The organism is Brenneria populi (genome assembly GCF_036016195.1).
GTDB classification, from domain to species: domain Bacteria; phylum Pseudomonadota; class Gammaproteobacteria; order Enterobacterales; family Enterobacteriaceae; genus Brenneria; species Brenneria populi.
Window position 1 is genome coordinate 812168 of sequence record NZ_JAYWTM010000001.1, and the last position, 14393, is coordinate 826560.

Annotated in this window: 15 protein-coding genes; 6 read left to right on the forward strand and 9 right to left on the reverse strand. The window is 56.3% G+C overall.

Annotated features, from left to right (window positions below):
* Positions 1 to 92 precede the first annotated feature (92 nt).
* Genes potA through potD form a run of 4 tightly spaced genes read left to right on the forward strand, consistent with a single transcriptional unit; the run spans position 93 to position 3900 of the window.
* Positions 93 to 1208, forward strand: coding sequence for a spermidine/putrescine ABC transporter ATP-binding protein PotA (gene potA / locus VSX58_RS03655; protein ID WP_327616858.1), 1116 nt, complete (start codon positions 93 to 95; stop codon positions 1206 to 1208).
* The gene (gene potB, locus VSX58_RS03660; RefSeq protein ID WP_327616859.1) at positions 1192 to 2052 is read left to right on the forward strand and encodes a spermidine/putrescine ABC transporter permease PotB; all 861 of its coding nucleotides are present in this window, start codon (positions 1192 to 1194) and stop codon (positions 2050 to 2052) included. The genes potA and potB overlap by 17 nt, the downstream gene beginning before the upstream one ends.
* A complete protein-coding gene (potC, locus tag VSX58_RS03665) occupies positions 2049 to 2825 on the forward strand; it encodes a spermidine/putrescine ABC transporter permease PotC (RefSeq protein ID WP_327616860.1) in 777 nt (258 codons plus the stop codon). The genes potB and potC overlap by 4 nt, the downstream gene beginning before the upstream one ends.
* 31 nt (positions 2826 to 2856) lie before the next feature.
* Entirely contained in the window at positions 2857 to 3900 is a 1044-nt protein-coding gene (gene potD, locus VSX58_RS03670; RefSeq protein ID WP_327616861.1) for a spermidine/putrescine ABC transporter substrate-binding protein PotD, read from the forward strand.
* Positions 3901 to 3952: 52 nt separating this feature from the next.
* On the opposite strand, the gene VSX58_RS03675 is transcribed toward potD, so the two are convergent.
* The 8 genes from VSX58_RS03675 to VSX58_RS03710 all read right to left on the reverse strand — a co-directional run bounded on the left by VSX58_RS03675 (position 3953) and on the right by VSX58_RS03710 (position 11077).
* The gene (locus tag VSX58_RS03675) at positions 3953 to 4180 is read right to left on the reverse strand and encodes a FeoC-like transcriptional regulator (RefSeq protein WP_327615933.1); all 228 of its coding nucleotides are present in this window, start codon (positions 4178 to 4180) and stop codon (positions 3953 to 3955) included.
* A 45-nt stretch (positions 4181 to 4225) separates the two neighbouring features.
* Positions 4226 to 6559 (reverse strand): Fe(2+) transporter permease subunit FeoB, encoded by a 2334-nt coding sequence (feoB, locus tag VSX58_RS03680; protein WP_327616862.1) that lies wholly within the window; start codon positions 6557 to 6559, stop codon positions 4226 to 4228.
* 27 nt (positions 6560 to 6586) lie between these two features.
* Positions 6587 to 6817 (reverse strand): FeoA family protein, encoded by a 231-nt coding sequence (locus VSX58_RS03685; RefSeq protein ID WP_327615931.1) that lies wholly within the window; start codon positions 6815 to 6817, stop codon positions 6587 to 6589.
* Positions 6818 to 6856: 39 nt separating this feature from the next.
* Positions 6857 to 7096, reverse strand: a complete 240-nt coding sequence (locus VSX58_RS03690; protein ID WP_327616863.1) for a FeoA family protein — start codon at positions 7094 to 7096, stop codon at positions 6857 to 6859.
* 36 nt (positions 7097 to 7132) lie between these two features.
* Positions 7133 to 7405: a hypothetical protein gene (locus tag VSX58_RS03695; protein ID WP_327616865.1), complete on the reverse strand. Its 273-nt coding sequence runs from the start codon at positions 7403 to 7405 to the stop codon at positions 7133 to 7135.
* Between the two features lie 318 nt (positions 7406 to 7723).
* Positions 7724 to 9739: a carboxy terminal-processing peptidase gene (gene prc / locus VSX58_RS03700; RefSeq protein WP_327616866.1), complete on the reverse strand. Its 2016-nt coding sequence runs from the start codon at positions 9737 to 9739 to the stop codon at positions 7724 to 7726.
* A gap of 19 nt (positions 9740 to 9758) precedes the next feature.
* Positions 9759 to 10487, reverse strand: coding sequence for an RNA chaperone ProQ (gene proQ, locus VSX58_RS03705; protein WP_327616867.1), 729 nt, complete (start codon positions 10485 to 10487; stop codon positions 9759 to 9761).
* A 95-nt stretch (positions 10488 to 10582) separates the two neighbouring features.
* Positions 10583 to 11077, reverse strand: coding sequence for a GAF domain-containing protein (locus VSX58_RS03710; protein WP_327616868.1), 495 nt, complete (start codon positions 11075 to 11077; stop codon positions 10583 to 10585).
* A 344-nt stretch (positions 11078 to 11421) separates the two neighbouring features.
* On the opposite strand from VSX58_RS03710, the gene rsmF reads away from it, so the two are divergent.
* Positions 11422 to 12873 carry a 16S rRNA (cytosine(1407)-C(5))-methyltransferase RsmF gene (gene rsmF, locus VSX58_RS03715; RefSeq protein ID WP_327616869.1) on the forward strand — a complete coding sequence of 484 codons (1452 nt, stop codon included), beginning with the start codon at positions 11422 to 11424 and terminating at the stop codon, positions 12871 to 12873.
* Between the two features lie 124 nt (positions 12874 to 12997).
* A complete protein-coding gene (locus tag VSX58_RS03720) occupies positions 12998 to 13189 on the forward strand; it encodes a YdfD/YebW family protein (RefSeq protein ID WP_327614867.1) in 192 nt (63 codons plus the stop codon).
* A 59-nt stretch (positions 13190 to 13248) separates the two neighbouring features.
* On the opposite strand, the gene VSX58_RS03725 is transcribed toward VSX58_RS03720, so the two are convergent.
* On the reverse strand, positions 13249 to 14313 hold the full coding sequence (locus VSX58_RS03725; RefSeq protein WP_327616870.1) for a malate/lactate/ureidoglycolate dehydrogenase: 1065 nt from the start codon (positions 14311 to 14313) through the stop codon (positions 13249 to 13251).
* Positions 14314 to 14393 lie beyond the last annotated feature (80 nt).

Below are 14393 nucleotides of genomic sequence, written 5' to 3' on the forward strand. Positions count from 1 at the left end.
AGCTCGTAGGCTGAAAGGTGATAACCCTTGGCAGATACCGCAAAGCCCTCTGCGCGGATGCGCCATATTAGGAAACAGAGCCATAACCCTAAATGAAAGATAATCGTCCCGCTACCTCGGTCGTTGAACTGCTCGACGTCCATAAAAGTTTTGATGGCAAAGAGATCATTTCCCACTTTAACCTCACCATTAATCACGGCGAGTTTCTGACTATCCTCGGCCCTTCCGGCTGCGGAAAAACCACGGTGCTGCGCCTGATCGCCGGTCTGGAAAGCGTAGACAGCGGCAATGTGATGCTGGAGAACCTGGATATTACCCACCAGCCCGCCGAACAGCGCTACGTCAATACCGTCTTTCAGAGCTACGCGCTATTTCCCCATCTGAGCGTTTTCGACAACGTCGCGTTTGGGCTGCGAATGCAAAAAACGCCGGAAGCGGAAGTGCGGCCGCGCGTGCTGGAAGCGCTAAAAATGGTGCAGCTGGAGGCGATGGCGCCGCGCCGCCCGCAGCAGCTGTCGGGCGGACAGCAGCAGCGCGTGGCCATCGCCAGAGCGGTGGTGAACAAACCCAAGGTCCTGCTGCTGGACGAGCCGCTTTCGGCGCTGGATTACAAACTGCGCAAGCAGATGCAAAACGAGCTGAAGGCCTTGCAGCGCACTCTAGGCATCACCTTTATCTTCGTGACCCACGATCAGGAAGAGGCGCTCACCATGTCCGACCGCATCGTGGTGATGCGCGATGGCCGTATCGAGCAGGACGGCAGCCCCCGCGAAATTTATGAAGAGCCGCGTAACCTGTTTGTGGCCAGCTTTATCGGCGAAATCAATATCTTCGACGCGACCGTTATCGCCCAGGTCGACGCGCAGCGCGTCCGCGCCCGCATTGAGGGCCGGGAGTGCGTGATAACGGTCGGCTTTTCGGTCAATATCGGCCAGCGCCTCAAGGTGCTGCTGCGGCCGGAAGATCTGCGCGTGGAGGAGATCCACGACAGCGCGCAGACCGCGGAGATCGTCGGCTATGTGCGCGAACGCAATTATAAAGGGATGACGCTGGAGTCCAGCATTGAGCTGGAAAGCGGCAAAATGGTCATGGTCAGCGAGTTTTTCAACGAGGACGATCCCGACGTCGACCACTCGCTGAATCAAAAAGTCGCGGTAACCTGGGTAGAGAGCTGGGAGGTCGTTCTGAACGATGAAGACGCCGCGTAAACGCTTTCAAAATAGCATCATCACCGTGATTGTCGCCTGGCTGGTTCTGTTCGTGTTTATGCCGAATCTGATGATTATCGGCGCCAGCTTTTTAACCCGCGACGACACCCACTTTATCAGCCTGGTATTTACGCTGGACAACTACGCGCGGCTGGCCGATCCGATGTACGCCTCCGTCCTACTGCATTCGCTGAACATGGCGGCGATAGCCACGCTGTGCTGCCTGATCCTCGGCTACCCTTTCGCGTTTATTCTGGCCCGGCTGCCGCAGAAAATCCGACCGCTGCTGATGTTTCTGCTGATTGTCCCGTTTTGGACCAACTCGTTAATCCGCATTTACGGGCTGAAACTGTTCCTGAGCACCCGCGGATACCTGAACGAATTTCTGCTATGGAGCGGAGTCATCGAAACGCCGCTGCGCATTATGTACACCTCGGAGGCGGTGATTCTCGGTCTGATCTATATCCTGCTGCCGTTTATGGTGCTGCCGCTCTATTCCAGTATCGAAAAGCTGGATAACGCCTATCTTGAGGCCGCCCGTGATTTGGGGGCGAATAAATGGCAGACGTTTGTAAAAATCGTAATCCCGCTGACCATGCCCGGCATTATCGCCGGCTGCCTGCTGGTTCTGCTGCCGGCGATGGGGCTGTTTTTCGTCGCCGATCTGATGGGCGGCGCCAAAAACCTGCTGATCGGCAACGTGATTAAAAGTCAGTTCCTGAATATTCGCGACTGGCCGTTCGGCGCCGCCACCAGTATTTGCCTGACCCTGCTGATGGGCCTGCTGCTATTGGTTTACTACCGCACCGCCCGCATGCTGAACAAAAAAGGGGAACTAGAATGATAGGACGTCTGCTGCGCGGTGGCTTTATGTCCATCATCTACGCCTATTTATATATTCCCATCATTATTTTGATCGTGAATTCGTTCAATCAGGCGCGCTTCGGCATCAACTGGCAAGGTTTTACCCTGAACTGGTATCGGCTGTTGATGAATAACGACAGCTTGATACAGGCCGCCCGCCATTCGCTCACCATGGCGGTCTTTTCAGCCACCTTCGCTACGCTTATCGGCTCCCTGACCGCGGTGGCGCTTTACCGCTACCGTTTTCGCGGCAAGCCCTTCGTCGGCGGCATGCTGTTTGTGGTGATGATGTCGCCGGATATCGTTATGGCCATCTCTCTGCTGGTGCTTTTCATGCTGCTGGGCGTATCGCTGGGGTTCTGGTCGCTGCTTTTCTCGCATATTACCTTCTGCCTGCCCTTTGTGGTGGTCACCGTTTATTCGCGCTTAAAAGGATTCGACGTGCGTATGCTGGAAGCCGCGCGCGATCTGGGCGCCAGCGAAGCGATTATTCTGCGGAAAATCATCCTGCCGCTGGCGATGCCGGCGGTGGCGGCCGGCTGGCTGCTGAGCTTTACTCTGTCGATGGATGACGTGGTGGTGTCCTCGTTCGTCACCGGGCCGTCGTACGAAATTTTGCCGCTGAAGATTTACTCGATGGTTAAAGTCGGCGTCTCGCCCGAAGTGAATGCGCTGGCGACCATTCTGCTGATACTTTCGCTGATTCTGGTGCTCAGCAGTCAACTTATCCTGCGCGATCGCCCGGCAAAATGATATTTACCCTTTGGGAAAGGAGAGAGACAACATGAAAAAATGGTCACATCTGCTGGCGGCCTGCGCCATGGCTTTCAGCATTAACGCCGCCCACGCCGATGAGGGGAAAACGCTCTATTTCTATAACTGGACGGAGTATGTCCCCCCCGGTTTGCTCGAACAGTTCACCAAAGAGACCGGGATCAAGGTGATATATTCCACCTATGAATCCAACGAGAGCATGTATGCCAAGCTGAAGACCTACCAGGACGGCGCCTACGATCTGGTGGTGCCGTCAACCTACTTCATCGCCAAGATGAGTAAGGAAGGCATGCTGCAGAAGATCGATACCGCTAAGCTGAGCAATTTTCATAACCTCGATCCGCACCTGCTGCATAAGTCGTTCGACCCCAACAACGACTACTCCATCCCTTACATCTGGGGCGCGACAGCCATCGGCGTCAACCGCGATGTTATCGATCCGGCGAGCGTCACCAGTTGGGCCGATTTATGGGATAAAAAATATAAAGGCAGCCTGCTGCTGACCGACGACGCGCGCGAAGTCTTCCAGATCGCCCTGCGCAAGCTCGGTTATTCCGCCAACACCACCGATCCGCAGCAAATCGAGGCGGCCTACAAAGCGCTGCAGCAATTAATGCCCAACGTGCTGGCGTTCAATTCGGATAATCCGGGGAATCCGTTTATGGAAGGCGAGGTCAATCTGGGCATGGTGTGGAATGGTTCAGCCTATGTGGCCCGCCAGGCCGGCACGCCGTTGGAGATAATTTGGCCGAAAGAGGGCGGGATCTTCTGGATGGATAGTCTGGCGATTCCGGCCAACGCCAAAAACGTCGACGGCGCGCTCAAGATGATCGACTTCCTGCTGCGCCCAGAGATCGCGGCGCAGGTTGCGGAAACCATCGGCTACCCCACGCCTAACCTGGCGGCGAAGAAACTGCTGCCGCCGGAGGTTTCGGGCGACAAGACGTTATACCCGGACGATGAGGTGATTAACAAAGGGGAATGGCAAAGCGACGTCGGCGGCGCCAGCACGCTGTACGAAACCTATTTTCAGCAGTTAAAGGCCGGACGCTAATAACAAATCGCTCGGCGGAAGCCCCCCGCCGAGCGCGTTAACAATCGTGATGTTATTGCCCGGCCCATTCATAATACTGGTTCAGGCTCTTATCGCACGAACAGCAGCTTCCGCATTTGCCGCTCGTTTCCGCCTGGTGATAGCGGATCTTCCCTTTCTGAACCCAGATATCCAACATGCCTTCGATAACGCCGGGATCGCTGTGAAACGCGCTGCTGACATCCTGCAGCGACACTCTCTTTTTCTGGCGCACATAGTCGCGCAATTCAATTAAGGTCATACATCCTCCGAACAGGCGGGCTTCCCCGCCTGCGGATTTAACGATTTACAGGGTTCCGTTTAGGTTGCCCAGCGTAACATGCGGTTTGGCATCGCCGTTGCGGCGCAGAAACAGTACGGTTATCAGCAACGCCGCCGCCACGCCGGCAATCGCCAGCGTTGAGTAGAGCGGATGCTGGGCGAAGCGTCCGATCTGATAAACCACCACGGCCGAACCGTAGCCCAATTCAATGGTCCAGGCCACGCAGAATAACGTCCACGCCGTGCCTACCTCGCGCCAGATGGCCGATACCGCGGCCACGCAGGGAACATAGAGCAGCACCATCAGCAGATAGGCAAAGGCGCCCAGGCGGCCGTCGAACATCTGGCCGATCACGGTCAGCGACGAAACGGAGAACTCATTCTCCTCCGCCACCGATGCCGTATCGCTTAAATCGCCCACGTCGATGCCCAGCGGATCCAGAAACGCGTTACCCAGCTTGCTGAAGTTTTCAGGAATGGTCGCCAGCGCCTCGACGGCCGCGTCCTGCAGGCTAAAAGGCGGCTCCGCCTCTTCGGCCGCGTCATTTTGCGCATCCGCCATCGTGCCGTAGAGCGAGTCCAGCGTCCCCACCACCGCCTCTTTGGCGAAAATACCGGTGAACACGCCGACGGCCGCCGGCCAGTTCTCCGTTTTTATCCCCATCGGCGCGAAGACCGGAACAATCTTTTGCCCGATGGACGACAGGACCGATTTATCGCTATCCTGATTGCCGAACGTGCCGTCGGTGCCCATAGAGTTCAGAAAGCCCAATACCGTCACTACGATAACGATCAGCTTACCGGCGCGGAAAATAAAGTTTTTCAGCCGATCCCAAGTACGGATCAGCACGCTGCGCAGACCGGGCAAATGGTAAGGCGGAATCTCCATCACGAAGGTGGAGGCTTCGCCCTGCAGCGCAGTGTTTTTCAGCATAAAGCCGGTGGCGACGGCGGCGATAATGCCGATCAGATAGAGACCGAACACCAGATTCTGCCCGCCGTTGGTAAACAGCGCCGTGGCAAACAGCACATACACCGGCAGACGCGCGCCGCACGACATAAAAGGCGCCATCATCACGGTGACGATACGGTCGCTGTGCCTTTCCATGGTGCGGGTCGCCATCACCGCCGGCACGTTGCAGCCGAAGCCGACGATAAGCGGAACGAACGCTTTGCCCGGCAGACCGATGCTGCGCATAAAACGGTCCATAACGAACGCCGCCCGCGCCATATAGCCCGAGTCTTCCAGGTAAGAGAGGAACAGATAGAGGCAGCCGATCACCGGAATAAACGTCGATACCGTCTGAATGCCGCCGCCGATCCCGTCGGCGAGCAGCGTTTTCAGCCATTCCGGGGTGTTGACGGCGAGCAGCAGTTCGCCCAGGCCGTCGACGAAAACCGCGCCGAAGAATTTATCGAAGAAATCGATAAAGGCGCTGCCGATGTTAATAGTAAAAATAAACATCAGGTACATCACCGCCAGGAAGATCGGTATCCCCAGAAAGCGGTGCAATACGATGCGGTCGATTTTATCCGTCAGCGTTGCCGACATCTCGCCGCGGCGGGTAATCACCGACGCCGCAATCGCCGACACAAACTGATAGCGGGCATCCGCCAGGAAAATATCCAGCTCATCGTCATAGTGTTCGATCAGCTCGGCGACTTTGGCGTCGGCTATCGCCAGCAGTTGCCCGGGCAGGGCTCCCCGAACCGTGCTGTCGCCCTCCAGCAGCTGCAGCGCCAGCCAATAAGGATTATTGACGCCGCCGTGTGCGGAAAACTGCGCGGCAAGCTCTTTCGCCGCCTGTCGCAGCGGCTCGTCATAAGGGATCGCGACGTTAGGGGCGGCGGGATGCGACATCGCCTCCGCGCACACCTGCCGTAAATTATCGATGCCTTTTTTCCGGCTGGCGGTAATAGGGATGACCGGGCATCCCAACTTCTGCCGCAACGCCGCGATGTCAATATCCAGCTTACGCGAGGCGGCGATATCCATCATATTGACGGCGACCACCATCGGGACATTCATATCCAATAGCTGCGCGGTTAAATAGAGATTTCGCTCCAGATTGGAGGCGTCGACAATATTCAGCACCAGATCCGCCGCGCCGGATAAAATATAATCCCTGGCGACGCGCTCATCTTCGGAACTCTCCGACGAAGGGTTAAGTGAATAAACGCCGGGCAGGTCGACCAGCGTCGTCTGCTGGTTTTGATAACGATAGTGTCCGACCTTTTTCTCTACCGTCACGCCCGGCCAGTTGCCTACGGTCTGCTTACCGCCGGTAAGCACGTTGAAGAGTGTTGTCTTGCCGCAGTTAGGGTTGCCGACAACGCAAATGACGGGTTGTGCATCCATAAAATTTTCCTACCTGATTTTATTGATTCAGCATTTTTCAAGAATAAGGATTTGCGCTTCGCCCTTACGAACGCTGATGGCGGCGCCGCGTAGGCGCAGCTCGATCGGATCGCCCAGGGGCGCAATGCGGGAGACGGAAAACTCCACTCCCGGCGTAACGCCTAACGCCAATAACCGCTTACGGTAATCCGCCGAACCTTTTTGAAAGCCAATGACGCGCCATCTGCTCGCGACCGTTAATTCTTCCAAAGACATCATCAGTCACCTTTTACTGTTAGCATGATTGTTTTGTTGACCTTATCGTTGCGGGGAAACCCACACCTGTTTGCCCAAATCCCAGTTAATGGCGATGCGGCCATCGCCGGCGGCAAGCATTAGCGGCTGATTCTCTTCTCGTTGAATAACACGTACATTACCGCCCACGCGAATACCCAGTTCGATTAAGCGCTGCCGGCTCTCTCCGTTCAGACGAATACGCGCGACAACCGCATTCATATTAAGAGGAATATCCAATAATGTTTGCAGGAGTAACGCCATGCATAGCTTCCTTTACTTTTGTATACCCTTCATCTTTCAAGCTGCAGGCGCGTTGGCTTTGTTACTCGCTCCATCCAGGGAGATCGCCCCGTCGGGGCCGCCGCAGGCGGCGTTCAAATCCGCTCCCGGCAGATTTATCATCCACCCCTGTCGCTTAATTAAGTAAGCGACAGGGATTTCACGCGGTTGCCGCCTTCCTGCAATTCGAAATTCATTGAGTATAAAGTTGATATTAATCAGTAGGTTAATAAAAAATGAACGATGAGTTATTAAAGTTTTAAAATGAACATAAGTAATAACTATTATCAATCATATTCCTTACTCTTAGTGCGCCATTGACTCACATCAAGCAAAGTGAAAATAGCGGGGAGAGAGCCGCCGAGATGCGCCCTCGCGTTCGCAGGCGGGAATCAGTCGATAACCGTTTACGGTTGAGTTTGCTGACAAACCCGTCCGTCGGAGCAAAATGCGCGGGTCGACGAATTCAGCAGGTGACGCAGGGGGAACGCATTCAGGGAGTGACGTCTGGAACGACGTCGGGACGGAAATGAAGGTGGAACGCGACGCCTCTTCCGTCATCCCCGCGCGGGCGGGGATTTCAGGGCGGCGTCGCGCTATGCGCAAAAACTATTCTTTCTCTTCCTGCGCCAAATCCTGGGCGATCTTCACCGTTTCATCCAGGTAGGGGTCGGGAGCCTGGTAATCCTTCGGCAAATCCTCCAGCGACTTCAGCGGCTTTTTCCCTTCGCGGATCAGACGATCGTTAATCCGGTTCAGACGCATCGCTTCGTCGTCATTATTCTCTTTCTCGCGCTGGGCAAGATTGAGTGAAACCGTATTACGCTTATCTTTCATTGCGTTATAACGGGCGATATCCTCGGCGATATATTGGAACTCGGGATCCCGGGCGATACGCTGCTGATGGATCTCATTCAGCTCGCCGATGACGGGTTTCAGATCGCCGCTCTTGGCGTAGTCCGCGGCTTTGATACTATCCCACGGCAGCGCGTTATCCTCGAATTTCTCCCCGGTATCGACGGTTTCGGTGCCGGTGGGCATCATGATATCCGGCGTCACGCCTTTCATCTGCGTGCTGCCGCCGTCAATACGGTAGAACTTCTGAATGGTGTACTGAACCGAGCCCAGCGCCGGCCAGTCAGGGCGCAGCATCTGATCGTAAATACGGCTCAGGGAGCGATATTGCTGTACGGTGCCTTTACCGAAGGTCGGTTCGCCGACAATCAGGGCGCGACCATAATCCTGCATCGCGGCGGCGAAGATTTCAGATGCCGAAGCGCTGAAGCGGTCCACCAGCACCACCAGCGGCCCTTTATAGTAAACCGTGCCGTCGGTATCGCTATCCTCGCGCACCTTGCCGTTGTTATCGCGGATCTGCACCACCGGCCCGCTGGGAATAAACAGACCGGACAGCCCGACCGCTTCGGTCAGCGCCCCGCCGCCGTTGCTGCGCAGGTCGATAACGATACTGCCGACATGCTGTTTTTCCAGCTTCTGGAGCTGAACCTTGACGTCATCCGTCAGGCCCACGTAGAAGCCGGGAATATCCAGCACGCCCACTTTTTCTTTACCGACGTTCTTGACCGACATTTTAACCGCGCGGTCCTCAAGGCGGATGCGCTCGCGCGTCAACGTCACGATACGGGTTTTCGTGCCTTTGCCGGCGGGCAGAATCTCCAGCCGCACCTTGCTGCCCTTGGGACCTTTAATCAGCGCGACCACGTCGTCAAGACGCCAGCCGATGACGTCGACTATCGGTTTATCGCCCTGACCGACGCCCACCACGCGATCGCCCACGGTGATGTTTTTACTTTTTCCCGCCGGACCGCCGGGCACCATGGAGTTGATCACGGTATAATCGTCATCCATCTGCAATACCGCGCCGATCCCTTCGAGCGACAGGCTCATTTCGGTGTTGAACTGTTCGGTATTTCTTGGCGACAGGTAGCTGGTATGGGGATCGATCTCCCGCGCAAAGGCGTTCATGATCAGTTGGAAGACATCTTCGCTGTTGCTTTGCGCCAGGCGACGAATCGCAAACTGATAGCGCTTGGTCAACGTTTCTTTGATGTCCTTATCGTCTTTACCGGTCAGCTTCAGACTCAGCCAGTCATATTTGACCTTCGCGTCCCATAGCCGGTTCAGCTCATCGACGTTTTGCGGCCAGGGCGCCTTGCTGCGATCGAGGTCGATAGTGTCGTTGCCGGTAAGATCCACCGGTTTTTCCAATAATGACAGCGCATACTGATAACGCTCAAAGCGCCGTTTCTGCGTCAGATTATACAGCACATAAACGACATCCAGTTTTCCGGATTTCAGCTCATCGCCCATCTGCGCTTTTTTATTGGCGAACAGGGCGATATCGGAAGCCAGCAGCACATTATGGCTGTAGTCCAACATATTGAGATAGCGAGAGAAAATTTTCTCGGAAAAGGCGTTGTCCAGAGCGAACTGGCGATAGTGGGAGCGCAGAAAGCGCGAGGTGACCCTGTCACTGACAGTGGCGTGTTGAGACTCCGGGCGTAGCTGCGGAATTTGCTCAACGCGCGTGATATTCTCATTGGCAAAACTTGCTCCCGCCAGCAGTAGGCCTGCGATGGCGGTCATTTTAGCTAAATTGTTCATGCCCAGGCTGGCCTCCGTATCAGAACTGCAAATGTTCTGCGCGTACAATCATAGCCAACCCTGAAGCCAACTGGACCCTGACCTCACCTTTGGCAATTTCAAGCACAGTGGCATCCATGGCGTCTTTACCGGCTCTGACTTTGATTTCCTGGCCGATTTGCAGTTTGGAAACATCCGTAACCGCGACACGCTGTTGAGACTCGCGACCGGCAGGTTTTTCCTGGCGGGGCTGAGCTTTGGCGGGTTGCTGAGAAGAGGACCGCGACTGACGGGAAGAAGGCTGGCGCGCTCTGCGCGGCGCGGCGCCGTCACGCTCGCGGCGCGGCGCGTTCTTGCCATCGGCCGGGCGGGTACGCGCCGGTTCGGCGATTTCTCCGGCTTCCCGTTTCTTCGCCTGTTGCGCCGCGCGCTGGGCCTGAACCCGCGCCTTCGCTTCTTCCAGTTGCTTACGTGCATGATCGACATGCTGCTGTTCCAGCTCGCCGCAGGGATTTCCATCCAAATCCACACGCTGGGCGCCAAGTTTCACACCGTACAGATAACGCCAGCTTGAGGTATAAAGCCTCAGAGCGGAACGCAGCTGCGTTTTACTGATGTTATCCAACTCGGATACGCGCTCAACAAGATCTTGAAAAATACCGATCTTTAACGGGCGAGTTTCACCTTCGGTAGTGAAACAATGCGGGAAATGCTTTGCCAAAAGGGCAATAACTTCTTTGCTGCTGTTCAACTTAGGTTGATTTTCCATGAAATTTCCTGATTACAACGGGTTTGCCAACCGGCGCAGGCATGAACAGGCGTCATTATAATGACGCCATCGGCAATTGCTACGTTATCCTTATCTCAACGTGAGAAATTGATAAAAGTCAGCGCATCGCTCTCTTCAAGCTGTGCGCAAAGCGTCGCCGCCACCGCCCTGAGCCCTTCTTCATCATCTGCGTCAAACCGTTGATAAACAGTGCTATCAATATCCAAAACGCCGATTAGCCGTCCGCCGACCATCAGCGGCAGTACGATTTCGGCGTTGCTCGCGGCATCGCAGGCGATATGGCCGGGAAACGCATGCACATCGCCGACGCGCTGCACCTGATTCTCGGCGACCGCCCGGCCGCATACCCCTTTTCCCACTGGAATACGCACGCACGCGACCCGTCCCTGAAACGGCCCCAGGAATAGCGCGTCTTGCTCCAGCAGATAAAAACCAGCCCAGTTAACCCCGTCCAAACGCTCAAACAGCAATGCGCTGCTGTTTGACAAAATGGTGATGAAACGACGTTCTCCCGCAATCAGCGCTGATAAATCGCGGACCAGTTCCTGATAAAACGCTTGTTTACTCATAAATAACTAATTGTCTTCTCGGATCGAATTAAGCCCCCACCCGGCGCAGCGATAAGACGAGGGGATCGCGTGAAATTGCAATACAACATCGCCGGGCGCGATTTTAAACCTCGCTTACGACGGCCAACGCGTGATGAGCGGCAGGCCATTACCGTTACAGCATGCCACAAGATTCAATCATCCGCGCGCAGAATCAGCCGTTTTCAATCAATGACGATGTACATATCGTGCTCTCAACCGGCGGCGCGCGGCGTTGCGGCGCGTTGCGCCCTCCGCGCGCTCCGCGAAACCCGGCAGGTATGCTACACTCCGCGGTTTATATTTTAGCTGTAACGGAACCCGCCGTGGCCAAACAGACAACCGCTCATTTGCCCCCAGAATTTCTCTCCGCCATTCAATCCATCATGCCGGCGCGCCTGTCGATGGATGAGTTCGTCTCCGCCTGTCGACGTCCGTTGCGGCGCAGCATTCGCGTCAATACGTTAAAAATCAGCACCGAGGCGTTTCTTCGGCTGATCGCGCCCTATCAATGGCAGTTGGAGCCGATTCCCTGGTGTAGCGACGGCTTTTGGCTATTGAACGCGGATGATGAGATCGTCCGGCTGGGCAATACGTTGGAACACCTGTGCGGATTGTTCTACATCCAGGAAGCCAGCTCCATGCTGCCGGTCAGCGCTCTTTTTCAGCACGACCCTGCGCCGGAGCGGGTATTGGACGTGGCTGCGGCGCCCGGCTCCAAAACCACGCAAATCGCCGCTCGGATGAATAACCGGGGGGGAATTATCGCCAATGAATACGCCGCCAGCCGGATAAAAGTGCTGCATGCCAACATCAGCCGCTGCGGCGTCGGCAATACGGCGCTGACCCACTTCGACGGACGGGTGTTCGGCGCGGCGTTGCCCGAGTATTTCGACGCGATTTTGCTCGATGCGCCCTGCTCCGGCGAAGGCGTAGTGCGTAAAGATCCCGCGGCGATGAGCCACTGGTCGCCGGAAAGCATCGTCGACCTGGCCGCCACCCAGCGCGAACTGATCCTTAGCGCCTTTTATGCCTTGAAGCCCGGCGGCGTCATGATCTACTCCACCTGCACGCTTAACGAGCAGGAAAATCAGCAGGTGTGCCATTGGCTGCGGCAAACCTTCCCCACGGCCTGCGAGTTCGAACCGTTAACCGATCTGTTCCCGGGCGCCGAGCTGTCCGCGACGCAAGAAGGATTTTTACACGTTTTTCCCCAGATTTATGACAGCGAAGGTTTTTTCGTGGCGCGTTTGCGTAAAACGGCCAGCGTACCGCCGCTTCCCGCGCCAGGCTATAAAATCGGCAATTTCCCGTTCGTCCCGCTAAGCGCCAAAGATCGCGCCCAGGTAACGCTGGCGGCGAACCAGCAAGGCCTGGAATGGGACGGCGAGCGGCTGCAGCTATGGCAGCGCGATAATGAGATCTGGCTTTTCCCTGGCGAACTGGCATCCGCGTTTGGCAAAATTCGCTTCTCGCGCATCGGCATCAAGCTGGCGGAGCGTTTTGCCAAAGGTTACCGCTGGCAGCATGAAGCCATTATTGCGCTGGCTAACGCGGATGCCGAACATGCCTATGCGCTGAGCGACCGGATGGCCTGCGAATGGTTTCAGGGTAAAGACGGCTATCCACAGCAAATTCCCGCCGCCGGCGAACTGTTGCTGACCTATCGCCTCTGCCCGGTGGGGCTGGCCAAACGCATCGGCAGCCGGATAAAAAACAGTCTGCCGCGCGATCTGGTGCGCGATGGCGCCTGCTGCGCCGAACGGGAAAATGACTAATCCCCGCCTCTGCTTATCCGGCGGCTCGACGTCGCCTGATATAAAGCGCGCCGCCTCATTCTCCGCTATTTTCATCTACAATTGTCCGTAGCGACACGGTTTGTTGGTGATAAGCGGGGACGTCATGTTCGCACTGGTGATATTTGTTTGTTATCTCGGCAATGGCTGCGATGAACTGGTGATCGGCGCGTACAACACGGAACATCAGTGCCTTAACGCGATTTCCGAACAACGATTACGCCGCGCCGGATGCTACCCCATCGAAGAGTTTATCGACGGCTTTTGGCTGCCCGCGCGCGAGTATGCCGATTTTTAGCCGGCGAGGGGTTTATGCCTTCCCGCCGGCGCCGCCGGGGGAAGGGGCGGGTGAAATAGTTATTCGGCGGCGAAATCCGCCGACGTCATGCCGAGCGATAACCCCGCATCGACAATCTTTTGCCACTCTTGATCGGAAATCATGATGCCGTCGGCCAGACGCCGCGCCCTGGTGTTAATTTCCGGCTCGCCGGCAATCAAAATCGGCTGTTCGGGATCCGGCGCGCGCGAAGAGCGCACATAGTCCAACATCGCGTCGTACTCTTTCTGCAGCCACGCCATCGACACCATATTGGCGGGATCGATCACAATGGTGGTCATATTATTCACTATCGCCCCGTGGCGCGGATTTTCCGGCTGAATCGTGCCGCCGCCGGACAACAGCCCGGCCAGCATTTCCGCCGCCAGCACCAGGCCTCCGCCTTTATGCCGGGCAATCGGTTTCAGGGCGCCGTGCTTTTCCCCTTCCCACATCACGCGCGGATCGTTGGTTGACACACCGTTGGCGTCGAGCATCACCTCTTCATCGAACTTCTTGCCCGCCAGATAGGCTACCCGGGTTTTCCCCAGCGCCACGATACTGGTGGCGAAGTCGAGCACAAAGGCGGCATTGTTGTCGCTCTTCGGAAACGCGATGCAAATGGGGTTGGTGCCAAAGCGCGCTTCGCTGCCGCACCAGGGCGCGACGATAGGATCGAGGTCGTTGACGTTCACGAAATGAATCGACACCAGGCCCGCGGCGGCGGCCATCTCGCCGTAGGTGCCGATACGCCCTAAATGACAGGTCGACGATAAGGTCATCAGGCATACTCCAGTGGTTTTTACCCGCTCGATCGCCGCCTGCATCGCCTCTTTGCCGGTACGCTGGCCGAAACCCCGATCGCCGGAAAACTGCAATACCGCGCCGCCGTCGCGGATCATCCTGGCCGGCGTGTTCGGCTGCATAATGCCGCTGGCGATGAAACTCACGTAGTGCGGCAGCATCCCTACGCCATGGCTATCGTGCCCTTTCAGGTTGGCACCGACCAAATGTTCCGCCACGCAGGCGGCTTCCGTCTTCTCACTGCCCGCTTTCTGCAACAGCGACTGGGCAATCGCAATTAAGCGACTTTCTGAAATCTGCATCCTTCCCTTCACCTTATACGAATAAATACGTTATCTGTCTGCGTTTATCCTACTGCCGAAGCTCTCGAGGTTAAAACCTT

Bases quoted from the DNA above. Each gene is read 5' to 3' on its own strand.
- potA (WP_327616858.1), top strand. From the start codon at position 93: ATGAAAGATAATCGTCCCGCTACCTCGGTCGTTGAACTGCTCGACGTC.
- potB (WP_327616859.1), top strand. From the start codon at position 1,192: ATGAAGACGCCGCGTAAACGCTTTCAAAATAGCATCATCACCGTGATT.
- potC (WP_327616860.1), top strand. From the start codon at position 2,049: ATGATAGGACGTCTGCTGCGCGGTGGCTTTATGTCCATCATCTACGCC.
- potD (WP_327616861.1), top strand. From the start codon at position 2,857: ATGAAAAAATGGTCACATCTGCTGGCGGCCTGCGCCATGGCTTTCAGC.
- VSX58_RS03675 (WP_327615933.1), bottom strand. From the start codon at position 4,180: ATGACCTTAATTGAATTGCGCGACTATGTGCGCCAGAAAAAGAGAGTG.
- feoB (WP_327616862.1), bottom strand. From the start codon at position 6,559: ATGGATGCACAACCCGTCATTTGCGTTGTCGGCAACCCTAACTGCGGC.
- VSX58_RS03685 (WP_327615931.1), bottom strand. From the start codon at position 6,817: ATGATGTCTTTGGAAGAATTAACGGTCGCGAGCAGATGGCGCGTCATT.
- VSX58_RS03690 (WP_327616863.1), bottom strand. From the start codon at position 7,096: ATGGCGTTACTCCTGCAAACATTATTGGATATTCCTCTTAATATGAAT.
- prc (WP_327616866.1), bottom strand. From the start codon at position 9,739: ATGAACAATTTAGCTAAAATGACCGCCATCGCAGGCCTACTGCTGGCG.
- proQ (WP_327616867.1), bottom strand. From the start codon at position 10,487: ATGGAAAATCAACCTAAGTTGAACAGCAGCAAAGAAGTTATTGCCCTT.
- VSX58_RS03710 (WP_327616868.1), bottom strand. From the start codon at position 11,077: ATGAGTAAACAAGCGTTTTATCAGGAACTGGTCCGCGATTTATCAGCG.
- VSX58_RS03720 (WP_327614867.1), top strand. From the start codon at position 12,998: ATGTTCGCACTGGTGATATTTGTTTGTTATCTCGGCAATGGCTGCGAT.
- VSX58_RS03725 (WP_327616870.1), bottom strand. From the start codon at position 14,313: ATGCAGATTTCAGAAAGTCGCTTAATTGCGATTGCCCAGTCGCTGTTG.